Source organism: Rhizobium sp. NLR16a (genome assembly GCF_017948245.1).
Classification (GTDB): domain Bacteria; phylum Pseudomonadota; class Alphaproteobacteria; order Rhizobiales; family Rhizobiaceae; genus Rhizobium.
Window position 1 is genome coordinate 1752772 of record NZ_CP072865.1, and the last position, 12741, is coordinate 1765512.

The 12741-nt window shown below is 63.4% G+C and carries 15 protein-coding genes; 6 read left to right on the forward strand and 9 right to left on the reverse strand.

Annotated elements, in window-relative coordinates:
- Positions 1 to 68 precede the first annotated feature (68 nt).
- Genes J7U39_RS08455 through J7U39_RS08480 form a run of 6 tightly spaced genes read left to right on the forward strand, consistent with a single transcriptional unit; the run spans position 69 to position 4456 of the window.
- The gene (locus J7U39_RS08455; RefSeq protein ID WP_210631335.1) at positions 69 to 296 is read left to right on the forward strand and encodes a hypothetical protein; all 228 of its coding nucleotides are present in this window, start codon (positions 69 to 71) and stop codon (positions 294 to 296) included.
- Positions 293 to 1756: a TolC family protein gene (locus J7U39_RS08460; RefSeq protein WP_210631336.1), complete on the forward strand. Its 1464-nt coding sequence runs from the start codon at positions 293 to 295 to the stop codon at positions 1754 to 1756. Before J7U39_RS08455 ends, J7U39_RS08460 begins: the two co-directional genes overlap by 4 nt.
- Before the next feature lie 14 nt (positions 1757 to 1770).
- Complete coding sequence (locus J7U39_RS08465) at positions 1771 to 3117, forward strand: copper oxidase (RefSeq protein WP_210631337.1); 1347 nt, start codon at positions 1771 to 1773, stop codon at positions 3115 to 3117.
- A gap of 33 nt (positions 3118 to 3150) precedes the next feature.
- Complete coding sequence (locus tag J7U39_RS08470) at positions 3151 to 3630, forward strand: plastocyanin/azurin family copper-binding protein (RefSeq protein ID WP_210631338.1); 480 nt, start codon at positions 3151 to 3153, stop codon at positions 3628 to 3630.
- A gap of 20 nt (positions 3631 to 3650) precedes the next feature.
- Entirely contained in the window at positions 3651 to 3938 is a 288-nt protein-coding gene (locus J7U39_RS08475; RefSeq protein WP_210631339.1) for a copper-binding protein, read from the forward strand.
- Positions 3939 to 3994: 56 nt separating this feature from the next.
- Positions 3995 to 4456, forward strand: coding sequence for a DUF411 domain-containing protein (locus J7U39_RS08480; protein ID WP_210631340.1), 462 nt, complete (start codon positions 3995 to 3997; stop codon positions 4454 to 4456).
- A gap of 34 nt (positions 4457 to 4490) precedes the next feature.
- Here the strand turns inward: J7U39_RS08480 and J7U39_RS08485 are convergent, their stop codons facing one another.
- The 9 genes from J7U39_RS08485 to J7U39_RS08525 form a co-directional block, all read right to left on the reverse strand.
- Complete coding sequence (locus J7U39_RS08485; protein WP_210631341.1) at positions 4491 to 4859, reverse strand: hypothetical protein; 369 nt, start codon at positions 4857 to 4859, stop codon at positions 4491 to 4493.
- An 80-nt stretch (positions 4860 to 4939) separates the two neighbouring features.
- On the reverse strand, positions 4940 to 5431 hold the full coding sequence (locus tag J7U39_RS08490) for an EF-hand domain-containing protein (protein ID WP_247241737.1): 492 nt from the start codon (positions 5429 to 5431) through the stop codon (positions 4940 to 4942).
- Between the two features lie 92 nt (positions 5432 to 5523).
- A complete protein-coding gene (locus tag J7U39_RS08495) occupies positions 5524 to 7617 on the reverse strand; it encodes a copper-translocating P-type ATPase (RefSeq protein WP_247241757.1) in 2094 nt (697 codons plus the stop codon).
- Between the two features lie 127 nt (positions 7618 to 7744).
- Positions 7745 to 8422, reverse strand: a complete 678-nt coding sequence (locus J7U39_RS08500) for an isoprenylcysteine carboxylmethyltransferase family protein (protein WP_210631343.1) — start codon at positions 8420 to 8422, stop codon at positions 7745 to 7747.
- On the reverse strand, positions 8415 to 8684 hold the full coding sequence (locus J7U39_RS08505) for a DUF2933 domain-containing protein (RefSeq protein ID WP_210631344.1): 270 nt from the start codon (positions 8682 to 8684) through the stop codon (positions 8415 to 8417). Before J7U39_RS08505 ends, J7U39_RS08500 begins: the two co-directional genes overlap by 8 nt.
- A 55-nt stretch (positions 8685 to 8739) precedes the next feature.
- Positions 8740 to 10221, reverse strand: coding sequence for a multicopper oxidase domain-containing protein (locus tag J7U39_RS08510; RefSeq protein WP_210631345.1), 1482 nt, complete (start codon positions 10219 to 10221; stop codon positions 8740 to 8742).
- Between the two features lie 105 nt (positions 10222 to 10326).
- On the reverse strand, positions 10327 to 10710 hold the full coding sequence (locus J7U39_RS08515; protein ID WP_210631346.1) for a hypothetical protein: 384 nt from the start codon (positions 10708 to 10710) through the stop codon (positions 10327 to 10329).
- Between the two features lie 20 nt (positions 10711 to 10730).
- Positions 10731 to 11036: a hypothetical protein gene (locus J7U39_RS08520; RefSeq protein WP_210631347.1), complete on the reverse strand. Its 306-nt coding sequence runs from the start codon at positions 11034 to 11036 to the stop codon at positions 10731 to 10733.
- 156 nt (positions 11037 to 11192) lie between these two features.
- Positions 11193 to 12698 (reverse strand): winged helix-turn-helix domain-containing tetratricopeptide repeat protein, encoded by a 1506-nt coding sequence (locus tag J7U39_RS08525; protein WP_210631348.1) that lies wholly within the window; start codon positions 12696 to 12698, stop codon positions 11193 to 11195.
- Positions 12699 to 12741: the final 43 nt, after the last annotated feature.

Here is a 12741-nt window from a genome sequence, read left to right on the forward strand (position 1 = left end):
GGTCCATTCGGTCGCCGCCTGGCTTCGGGCGAGCGCCCGTAGGTTATCTCTTATTCGGAAATTTCATAATGAAACGCTCGTTTTTCGTGGTGGGGCTGCCGCTTGTCATCGGCGGCTGCGCATCCACGCTTCCTCCCGACGTGGTGGCATCTTCCGCCGCGATCGAACAGCCCTCGCCGCGCCCTATCGCATATCGGTCGCCGGTTTCGGGCTATGTTGGCAGGCAGCCCGTCGATCCCAAGCCGTGGCGTAGACAGAACGATCTGCAGTCTCCCGCGAAAGGAGACGCCTCATGATCGGCCTCAGAAAATTAACGTCCGTGCTGGCGGTCCCGCTGGTGCTGAGCGGTTGCGTCACGGGCGCCGAATATTCCAGCAAGCAAGCAGGGTTCGCTTCCGTTGCCGACAAGACCGCAATAGCGACGGCAAAGCAAACGGTTTGGATCCAGAACCAGGTTCAGGCGCGCTCTGTCGCCGCAGAGGTCAAAAATCTGCTCGCGCGACGGAAAATCCTCGACGTCGAGACGGCGGTTCAGATCGCCCTGCTCAACAATAAGGGCCTTCAGGCTGCCTACGCCGATCTCGGCGACAGTGCGGCCGATGCCTGGCAGTCGACCATGCTCATCAACCCGACAGTCTCCATCGGCACGACAGGCTTCGGCACACCTGGATTGGAGGCCTTCAAGACCATCGAGGGGATGATCACGACGAACATCCTGGCGCTTGCGACGAGGAACCGTGACGTGGCGATCGCCGACACCCGCTTCCGCCAGGCGCAACTGACCGCTGCCGTAAGAACGCTACAGGTCGCCGCCGAGACGCGGGGCGCCTGGATCGGGGCGGTGGCCGCCTGGGAGAATGTCGGGCAGCTGCAACGCGCCCAGGCGACGGCGGACGCTGCTTCCGAACTTGCGGAGAAACTTGGCGAGACTGGCGCGATGACCAAGGGCGCCCAGGCGCGCGAACATGTGTTCGTCGCCGAGCTCGCCGGCGAGACCGCGAAGGCGCGCCTCGCAGCTCGTCTCGCCAAGGAGGAACTGACACGGCTGATGGGTCTCTGGGGGGCCGACCTGGACTACCAGATTCCGAACAGCCTGCCGCCGCTGCCCAAGGCCGTCGCCCGACGCGATACGATCGAGGCCGAGGCTCTGAGGAACCGCATCGATCTTCAGGTGGCGAAGCTTGAGCTGGAGGCAACCGCAAGGTCGTACGGGCTCACCAAAGCGACGCGTTATGTCACCGATCTCGAGATCCTGACTGGCTTCGAAACGGAACGGGAAATCGAGGACGAGGAGAAGATCACCAGAACCACCGGCCAGGTCGAGCTGGAGTTCGCGATCCCGATCTTCGACACCGGCAAGGCGCGGATGCGCAAGGCCGAGCTGGCCTATATGCGGGCGGCAAACCAGCTCGCGGAGAAGGCCGTCAACGTCCGCTCGGAAGCACGCTCGGCATACGAGGCCTATCGCTCGAACTACGACATCGCGCGGCACTACAGCAACAATGTCGTGCCGCTGCGCACCAAGGTCGAGGAGGAATCCCTCCTGACCTACAACGGCATGATCTCCAACACCTTCGAGCTGCTCACCGACACGCGCGACAAGATCAACTCCATCCTGCTCTCCGTCAACGCCAAGCGCGATTTCTGGCTCGCCGAAGCCAACCTTGCGCCTGCGATTTACGGCGGCGGCGCGACCAGCGCGCCGGCAGAGACCGAAGTCGCCGCTGCTTCCGGCAGCAGCGGCGGCGGCCATTGAGAAAGGAACCCACCATGTTCAACAGACGACAACTGTTCGGTGCGAGCGCATCCCTGTTGGCGGCCGGCGCCTGGACGAAAACCTCGGCGATGGGTCTGCCCGACGCCGCGACAATGGAGTCGGCGGACATGCAGCCGCCGCTCCATCCGACTTCCGGCCCGGATTACCAGCCGGTCGTCACCCTCAACGGCTGGACCCTGCCCCACCGGACGAACAACGGCGTCAAGGAGTTCCACCTCGTCGCAGAGCCGGTCGAACGCGAGATGGCCGACGGCATGACCGCATATCTCTGGGGCTATAACGGCCAGTCTCCGGGTCCGACCATCGAGGCGGTCGAAGGCGACCGGGTGCGCATCTTCGTCACCAACAAGCTGCCGGAACACACGACGATTCACTGGCACGGCATGATTCTGCCGTCAGGCATGGATGGCGTCGGCGGGTTGACGCAGCCGCACATTCCGGTCGGCAAGACCTATGTCTACGAGTTCGATCTCGTGAAGTCGGGCACCTTCATGTACCACCCGCATTCCGACGAGATGGTGCAGATGGCCATGGGCATGATGGGCTTCTTCGTTGTCCATCCCAAGGACCCCGCGTTCATGCGCGTCGACCGCGACTTCGTCTTCCTGCTCAACGCCTATGACATCGATCCCGGCTCGTATGTGCCGAGGGTCATGGAGATGACCGACTTCAACATGTGGTGCTGGAACAGCCGCGTGTTTCCGGACATCAGCCCGCTGGTCGTTTCCAGGAACGACCGCGTGCGAGTGCGGGTCGGCAACCTTACGATGACGAACCACCCGGTTCACATGCATGGTTATGACTTCGAGGTGACATGCACGGATGGCGGATGGGTGCGGCCCGAGGCTCGATGGCCGGAGGTGAGCATCGATATCCCCGTCGGCGCCATGCGCGCCTATGAGTTCGACGCCAAATACCTCGGCGACTGGGCGATCCACTGCCACAAGTCGCATCACACGATGAACGCGATGGGCCACGACATCCCGACCTTCATCGGCGCGGATAAGTCGAAGCTCGCCGAGAAGATCAGGAAGCTGCAACCGGATTACATGCCAATGGGCACCAAGGGCATGGCCGATATGGGCGAAATGGAAATGCCCATTCCCGAGAACACTGTTCCGATGATGACCGGCTGGGGGCCGCATGGCCCGATCGAGATGGGCGGCATGTTCTCGGTCGTGAAGGTCCGCGAGGGCATCTCGGCGGACGATTACTCCGATCCGGGCTGGTACGAGAACCCGCCCGGAACGCAGGCCTGGGAGTGGACTGGCGAGCTGCCGGACGCCGCCAGGGCCAAAGACGCGAAGACGCAAATCACGCCGAAGCCGACGAACGGCTGAGATTCAGTATCCCACATCAAAAAGGATCTACGCATGAAGAATTATGTAATGGCACTGGCACTCGCCGCGCTTGCAACCCCTGCCCTCGCCTCCGGCAATCACGCCGGCGGTCACGGCGAGAAAATGGCTGTCGGAGAGCCTGGCGACAAGGCCAAGGCGACACAGACGATCCGCGTCACGATGAAGGAAACCCACGACGGCAGGATGTTGTTCACGCCCGCGGTCTTCAACGTTCGCAAGGGACAGACCATCAAGATCGCGATCAAGAACGCCGGCACCGTCGACCACGAATTCGTGCTCGATCAGGAGGAAAAGATCCTGGAGCACAAGAAGGTGATGGAAAAGTTCCCGGAAATGGAACATGCCGACGCCAACTCCATCCGCCTTCCGGCCGGTCAATCCGGCGAGATCGTCTGGAAGTTCACCACCGACGGCGAGTTCAAGTTCGCCTGCCTGATTCCCGGCCACTACGAAGCCGGCATGCACGGCGACGTCACCGTCGCCGGGAAGTAACGCGCAAAAGGAGCCATGAAATGAAAACTGCAATGATCAAAATCAGCCTAGCCGCCCTGCTCTCTTTCAGTGCAGCCTTCGGTGCGTTTGCTGCGGAGTTCACCAAGGGCGTGGTCAACAAGGTCGACGCCAAGGCGAAGAAGGTCACCATCAAGCACGAGGACCTGAAGAACCTCGACATGCCGGCGATGACGATGGTCTTCCGCGTCGAGGACCCGGCTCTGCTCGAAAAGCTGAAGGAAGGATCGAGCATCGAGTTCGTTGCCGAACGCGTGAATGGCAAGCTGACCGTCACCGAAGTAAAATAACGCACTCCCTGTCGCTCGGATACATCCGGGCGACAGGGCATCGAGGAGTGGAGACGATGCACAGGAGAAGCTTCATCGCAATGGCGGCGTCCGCCCTTGCGCTTCGTGGCGGAGGGGCCTTCGCCGCCACAACGGCGAGAATGACGGTCTACAAGGATCCGAACTGCGGTTGCTGTCACGAATGGTTGAAGGCTATGGCTGCGGCGGGATATTCCGTCGATGCCCACAACACCGACGACCTCGCCGCGGTAAAGGCTCGGCTGGGCGTTCCCGCCGACTTGGTGGGATGCCACACCGCCGTCGTCGAGGAATACTACCTCGAGGGACACGTGCCACTCGAGGCCGTCCAGCGACTGCTGCGGGAGCGGCCGCCGCTCCGGGGACTGGCCGTGCCGGGCATGCCGTCCGGTTCGTTGGGAATGGGCGACGACCCGCAGGCGTCCTACGACGTTTATGCGATCCCGTCGGGGATCGGTGCCTCATACGTGTTCATGGAAATCCGCCCGCCGAAGGGTTAACGCGTCGATTGAACAAAGCATGCCGCAATGCCGATCAGGAGAGCGGGGCGTTGCAGAGCGCTGACCAGAGATCGTGTTTCCAGTCGGTTCCCGGCCGCGCCGAAACGTCAACCGCATAGTCGGCGGAATTGATCCGGACCATGGCGGGCGAAACGCATCGCACCCTCGCCTTGTGTCTTCCTCCGTCTTGATAGAGCACAGCCCCGCCACCGTCGAATTCCGACAGCGTGATGACGACGTCGAAGTCGAAGGCGTGATCGCGGGACGCAGTTCCCTCCGCTAGACTGAGGCTGACCGACCGGCTGCCGCCGAACGAAGCGGTGTGGAATACGGCAAGCTCGGCCGCCGCCGACATCGATGCGGACTGCGCGCAAAGGAGCAAAGTCAGAAGGACACGGCGCATTTACCCCTCCCGTGGTGAATGCATTTCGATCCTATCATATCCTTGGAGGCTTCGCGACAGGGCCTTCGGGGTCGCCTCCGCTATGGCCTCCACAACGTCTGCATCTCTTCGGGTGTGACCTTGCCGTCCTTGTTGGCGTCTACGCTACCGAAGATCCGCTTGTGGATCGCCGTCACCTCCTCGAAGGACAGCGCGCCATCCCCGTCGGTGTCGGCGATCGCGAACATGATCTTCATCATGGGTCCGCGCATAGCCATCGTTGGCATCGCCCCCATCATGCCGGGCTGCATCGGCATGCCCCCGGCCGCGCCAGGCTGCATCATCATGCACTGCATTGGCATCGTATTGCCTTTGCCTTGTCCCATCATGCCGGACTGCATCATGCCTGATCCGCCCGGCATCGCGCCCTGGCCTTGCACGGTCGTGTCCTCCATTCCCGACGGCTGAGTCGCCTGCGCCGGGTCCGCAGGATGATGGGGATCCGCCCCGCTCGTCTGCGCAAGGGCGAGCTCTGCACTGCCGACGGCAATCGCCGCGGCCAGCAGGATAACATTTGGCATTGTCATTCCCATGTCGTTTCTCCTTTGGCTGGTTCTATCCGCGCCCGCTTGCCGGGAACAGGATGGATGCGAATGCCGTGTCCAGCGGGCGAGCCGCAGGTCACCTAGTCGATGGCCGAACGGCGCAGCCTGAGCGAGTTGCCGATGACGCTGACCGATGACAGCGCCATGGCCGCGGCCGCGATGATCGGCGAGAGCAGCAGCCCGAAGGCGGGATAGAGTACGCCTGCAGCGATGGGCACGCCCGCCGCGTTGTAGATGAAGGCGAAGAACAGGTTCTGGCGAATGTTGCTCATGGTCGCATGGCTGAGCTTGCGGGCCTTTGCGATCCCCTGCAAGTCGCCCTTCAGCAGCGTGACGCCCGCGCTCTCGATCGCCACGTCGGTCCCCGTTCCCATGGCGATGCCCACGTCGGCGGCGGCAAGTGCAGGGGCGTCATTGACCCCGTCTCCTGCCATGGCGACGACGCGTCCTTCGCTTCGGAGCCGCGCGACCACCTTGCCCTTGTCCTCCGGCAGGATCTCGGCCTCGACCTCGTCGATGCCGAGCTTTCTCGCCACGGCCTGCGCCGTCGTCCTGTTGTCTCCGGTCAGCATGACGACGCGGATGTTCTCCTCCTTCAGCGAACGCAGCGCGGCGGGCGTGGTCGTCTTGACTGGATCGGCAATGGCGATGAGACCGCCCACCTTGCCGTCAATGGCTACGTAGATCACCGTCGCACCCTCGCCGCGCAGCGTCTCGGCCTCGGCCGCGAGCGACGACAAGTCGACGCCGGCCTCGGCCATGATCCGATGGCTGCCGATGACGAGATTCCGCCCGTCGACCGTACCGGTGACGCCCTTGCCGACGGGACTGTCGAACTCGCGGGCCTCGCCCAGGGCAAGGCTCCTCTCCTGCGCCGCGGCGACGATGGCCGCGGCGAGTGGGTGTTCGCTGGCACGTTCGAGCGTTGCGGCCAGCCGCAGGAGTTCGGATTCGTCGAATCCTTGGACGGCCTTCAATGCAGTCGCCTTAGGCCTGCCTTCCGTCAGCGTGCCGGTCTTGTCGACGACGAGCGTATCGATCTTCTCGAAGCGTTCCAGCGCCTCGGCGTTCTTGATCAGCACACCCATCCTCGCGCCACGTCCGACCCCGACCATGATCGACATCGGCGTCGCCAGCCCCAGCGCGCACGGACAGGCGATGATCAGCACGGCGACGGCGGCGACGAGGCCGTGGGCGAAGCGCGGCTCCGGCCCCCAGACGCCCCAGGCCACGAAGGCAGCGACTGCGACCAAAATCACCGCTGGGACGAACCAGCCCGACACCTGGTCGGCGAGCCGCTGGATCGGCGCGCGGGAGCGCTGGGCCTCGGCTACCATGCGGACGATCTGCGAGAGCATCGTGTCGCGTCCAACTTTGCCCGCCTTCATGACAAAACCACCGCTCTGGTTCATCGTGCCGCCGATCAGCCTGGCGCCTACCTCCTTCGTGACCGGCATGGATTCGCCGGTGATCATGGATTCGTCTACGGAGCTACGCCCCTCTAGCAGCTCCCCGTCGACCGGGACCTTCTCGCCCGGACGGACGCGCAGGCGGTCGCCAACTGCGACAACATCGAGCACGACGTCCTCGTCCGTACCATCGTCCCGAATGCGGCGGGCGGTCTTCGGGGCAAGATCAAGCAGCGCCCGGATCGCGCCGCCGGTCTGCTCCCGCGCCCTGAGCTCAAGCACCTGGCCCAGCAACACCAGCACGGTGATGACTGCGGCCGCCTCGAAATAGATCGCAACCGAACCGTCGGCGGCGCGGAACGTGGCAGGAAAGATGTCCGGTGCCGCCGTTGCGACGACGCTGTAGACCCACGCGACGCCCGTTCCCATCGCGATCAGCGTGAACATGTTGAGGCTGCGGTTGACGAGCGAGGCCCAGGCCCGCTTGAAGAACGGCGATCCCGCCCAGAGCACGACCGGCGTTGCCAGCACGAGCTGGATCCAGTTGGAAAGCTGCGCGCCGAGCAGCATGTGCAGGTTGGTGAGATGACCTCCCATCTCCAGGGCTAGGACCGGTAAGGTCAGCACGAGACCGATCCAGAACCGCCAGGTCATGTCGACGAGCTCGGCGCTCGGTCCTGCCGCTTCGGTCGCGACCTCGGGCTCCAGCGTCATGCCGCAGATCGGGCAGGTGCCGGGTCCGACCTGCCGGATCTGCGGATGCATCGGGCAGGTATAGATAACGCCTTCCAGAGGCCTCGGAGCAGTGCCCACCTGCACGACAGGCTTCTTGTCTTCCTGATGACGATAATGATCGTTATGGGCGTGCGCGTGGGCTTCATGCGAGTGATGATCAGTCATGGACCGCTCCTCCTCGACTGCTTCCGGCTGCATCCGCGCCATGACCAAGCCTCGGAATAAATGGCGGAACGGTTCTGGCATACGCGTCCCACGCAGCTCCAAACTCCGCTCTGGAGGCCTCCTCCTCCCGCCTCGCAAGTCGCACGTACACCCACACCAGCACCGGGAACATCGCGAGCGTCACGAGCGTCGGCCACTGCAGCAGGAATCCAATCATGATCACAACGAAAGCGTCGTATTGCGGATGCCGGACGCGAGCGTACGGACCTGTGGTCGCCAGGCGATTCTCGCGCTGAGCGGCATAGAGCACGTGCCAGCTCGAGGCGAGCAGCCAGAAGCCGGCGATGATCAGCACATTGCTGGCGAGGTGAAACGGCCCGAAATGCGGATTGACCCGCCAGCCGAACATCATCTCGAGAAGGTGGCCGGCGTCGTGCGACCAGAAGTCGACGCCCGGGAACTGGCGCCCGAGCCAGCCGGACAGCAGGTAGATCGTCAGGGGGAAGCCGTACATCTCCGTGAAGAGCGCGACGACGAAGGCGGAGAAAGGACCGAGCGACCGCCAGTCCCGATTCGTCCCGAGCTTCGTGAAGCTCGCGGCAAAGACGATGAACACCACGGAATTGATGATCACCAGGCTCCAGAGCCCGTAGGCAGGGGTGTCAGACATCGTCGGCCTCCTTCCGGTCCTGCTTGCTCATGCCAGCCCGATAGTTGGCATGGTCCTGGCCGGAATGGCCGCCATGACCGCCGTGGCCGTGATGCATGAAGAGATGCATCAGCGGGCAGGCCAGGATGAGGAGCCATGGCAGGATGCCGAGGACATGCACACGGTGTTCGTATGCGATGAGGGCCAGCGCGATCGCGGCGAAGGCGATGAAGACGGTTCGGCTGTAGCTGCTCCAGGCCGACGGAGGATGATTGTCGTTCATGAGGATGCCTCGTTCTAATGAATTCGCAGGAGGCTTCGCGGTTCTCGGAGCCGCGTCAACCGATGCCGTCGTAGGTGACGAAGGCCATCATGCCCGACGCCATGTGGTAGAGGTGATGGCAGTGCAGCGGCCAGCGGCCGGGATTGTCGGCGTCGAACGCCAGGACGACGCTCGCCATCGGCGGCAGCAGAACCGTGTCCCTGACCGCGCCGGCGACGGGGGTTCCGTTGATGCCGACCACCTGGAAATGATGCCCGTGCAGGTGCATCGGATGCGCCATCATCGAGGAATTGGTGATGGCGATCTCGATCCGCTCGCCGCGTTTGACCACCAGACCGTCCGCGCCGTCGATGCCCCAGGCGTAGGAGGCCATGTCGCCGCCCAGCGACAGCTTGAAGAGGCGGTCTGTGGCGCGAGCAGCCAGCGGTCTCAGGGAAAGTAGTCGCTGTTCCAGACCGAGCCCGAGGACTGGCCCCTTGGCGTCACCCGCGTCCGCGACCCTACGAACGTCCGCGCCAGCCGTGGCAAGGATCACGCCTGTGCGTTCCAATGCTCCTTCGCGCAGAGCAAGGACGGGAAACGCGCCGCCATCCTTCGGAATGCTGAGGCGAATGTCGAGGCGCTGTCCCATCGACACCGGGAAGGACGTCCCGGCGACCGGCTGCACGCCCTGCCCGTCGACGGCAAACAGTTCCCCGGAGAGGCTCCCCGTGTCGATGGTGAATGCGGTGGCGGTGGCGCCGTTGATGATGCGCAGGCGGATTCGGCCGCCTTTCTCGACCTTTACGATCTCGGGATCGTCGAGCGTTTGGTCGTTGGCGAGATAGGCGTCATAGTCGATGTCGTTGACATCCATGGCCATTGCCGGCGTCGCCATGCCCGCCATGTTGTCGCCGGACATCATATGCTGCATGCCGGCCATACCTTGCATCGAGCCGAGGTGAGCCGGCATGCCGCCGGAGGCGCCGTTCCCTTTCAGCTTTGCCAGCAATTCCTCCGCCGACAGAAACGAGAAATCGTGGAGCAGCACGATCACCTCCTGTTCGTCGCGCAGCTTGTCATCTGCCGCCTGCACGATCAGCGGAGCCGCGAGCAGGTTCTGCTCCTGTAGCGTATGGGCGTGCATCCAGTGCGTACCGCCCGCGCCAACCGGGAAGGTGTAGTGGCGACTTTCCGATGGCTTCAGCAGTGCGGCCGGATTGTCTGGGACGCCATCTGCAGCCCAGGGCGGGGTCAGACCGTGCCAGTGGATCAGCGTCGGCTGGTCGATGGCGCTCGACAGCACGACGTCGAATTCCGTTCCGGCGTCCAACGCGAGTCCCGGCGTTCCGTCCGGTCGGACGAGGCCGAAGACGCGGGCGGACTTGCCCTTCACCTCAATGGTTCGATAGCCGATCGAGAGTGCATGAGGTGTCATCTGTGGTGCGGATGAGGGTCCGGCCTGCTGCGCGAAGGCGCAGAGGGGTCGAAGGCCGGTCGATGTGCCGAGCGCTGCAGCGCCGGCCATCAGACCATTCAAGAAATTACGGCGATTCATTGCAGTTGGTCCTTTATCCGGATCGGCGGTGCCGACCATTGGTCTGGGTGTCCGCAAGGAGGCCCGCGGAACGACTGGATAGCGCCGAGGCGCAATCCGGCATCCTCAGACTGGGAAACGAGGAGGGCCTAGCGTGGGAGGAGACGCCAGGCCGCTGCCGGTCTGATTGCGCCACGCAAAAGGAAGAAAAGAACTTTGGGCTGCCGGAGCTTCGAGACGGTCGATCAAGACCGCGGCAATGCAAAAACCGCATGGCGCGGAGCAGCAGGCTTTATGGTCGGGTGCTTGAGAGCCGGTATGACGCCAGGTATGGGCATCGCTGTGGAGGGGGGAGCGTTCGAACTGCTCTTGGACCGAAGGGTCATGAACCGAACCGTCATGGCATTGCATCGCTTGCAAGCCGGACGCCGGAACGAAAAGAAGCGCCAGCGCGATCAGGACGGCCTGCAATGCGCTCATCCAATCGAAACAGCAGCGGTCGGCGGCCATCTGTCCGGCTCCGTTCCCCCTCAGCCGAAACGTCGGCTGATGAAATTGAAGATAGTGGCAATCAGCGCACCCGCATAGCCGCCGAAGATAAGGCTTTGAACGATGCCGAGCGCCAAGCTTCGAACATCGAAACCGGTCAGCCCCAGGTAGAACTGCAGCCATGGCCTATGCAGACCCCATTCCGGGGCGATGAAACCGAGCAGCATGCACAGCAGGAATGAGATGGTGGCGAAGGCGGCGAGCGTCGCGCCGAGCACCGGCACGGAGACATGCGCCGACATCGCCGGGGAACTTGCAGGTTGAGCATGAAGAACAGTGTTTGCCATCGAGCGATCCTCCGACCGGCCGCGGTTGCAGCCGTGACGACAGCGCAATCATCTGCCCGCTCGTCGCAAACTTCCTTGATTCAAATCAAATACGGAAGCCGCCCGACGCTAAGGCTCGCCCGGCGCCTTCGAATGCCGCTTGTACGCGAGATGCGGTCAGGGGAGCCCAGCTTTGCGGTAACCATCGACGAAATGCTCAAGCGTAGCCGCCTCGCGGAAAGGCTCCATCGTCGCCCAGTGACTGGTTGAAAAATGGGGGTTGGCGACGAGGAACAGTTCGGCTTCGGCACGCGCCTCGTCGAGCCGGCCGAGCTGGGCCAGGCTGGCCGCCAGGAACCGGCGTGAGCTTGTGCGATAGGTCTCATCCCGCCGCAGCGTCTCGATAGCGGCCTCGTATTTCCCCGCCGCATACTGCGCTTGGCCGAGCGCCAGATAATACCAGCTTGCCGGAAAGGGGTTCAGCCGGAATGCCTTGCCGATATGCTCCAGCCCCTCGTCGATCCGTCCGGCGAGGACCGAGATATCGGATAATGCGGCAAAGGTGTCCGCCTCATTCGGATCGAGTTCGATTGCCTTGGCGAATTGAGCATCCGCCTCGACGAAATCGCGTGCATAAGCAAGCAGATAGGCGAGAACCCAACGGCAGCCGGCATCGTTCGGATCGATCGCAATAGCCTTACGCGCCAGTTCCAGAGCAGCGTCGCGGTTCGATTCCGTCGGCCCGCCGCTATGGACCCATCCCATCCAGTGGTTCATGGCAAGCCAGCGATAGGCCTCGGCATAGTCCGGGTCGAGGCTGACAGCGCGCGTCAGCATCAGATGCGCTTCCTCGGCTGCCTGCGGGGAATCGTCCATCAGCTTGCGCGCCCGCACGCAAAGGTCGTAGGCATCGAGGTTCTTCGGCCGATTTCGCGGCGGCGGCGCGCGCAGCCGACCGAGCAGCGCTTCGACGATCCTGGCCGTCACCTCGTCCTGAACCGCGAAGATATCGTCCAGGCTGCGATCGATGCGATCCGCCCAGAGATGATCGCCGCTCGCCGCGTCGATCAGCTTGGCGTTGATGCGCACGCGCCCGGCGGCACGCCTTGCGCTGCCCTCGAGCAGGTAGCGCACACCGAGCTCCTCGGCGATTTCTCGCACGTGCGTGGCTCGGCCCTTGTAGGCGAAGACCGAGTTGCGGGCGATGACGAACAGCCCGGGCATCCTGGAGAGGTCGGTGATAAGGTCTTCCGTCAGCCCGTCCGCGAAGGATTCCTGTTCGGGATCGTTGCCGATATTCAGGAAGGGCAGCACGGCGATCGACGGTTTATCAGGCAGCGGCAAGGTTTTTCGCCTCATGCCGCTCAGCCGATGCACGGCTCCCGTGAAGCGGTAACCGACGCGCGGAACCGTTGCAATCCATTCACCGCCGCCGGCGGACGAGCCGAGCAGCTTGCGCAGCCGCGCGATCTGGACGGTGAGGTTGCCTTCCTCGACCGCCATGCCTTGCCAGGCCGCGTCCATCAGATCGGTCTTCGCGAGGATTTCTCCCGTTCGCCCGACGAGCGCCGCAAGCAGCTTCAGCCCGCGGTGGCTGATGGCAACGGGATCATCGTTCCGAAGCAGCGTTCCCGCATCCGGATCAAGCACGAACGGACCAAAGGCAAAGCGCGATCCCTGCATAAAGCGGATCTATAGTCCGTTTGGAAGTTTTTGAGAACGTTTT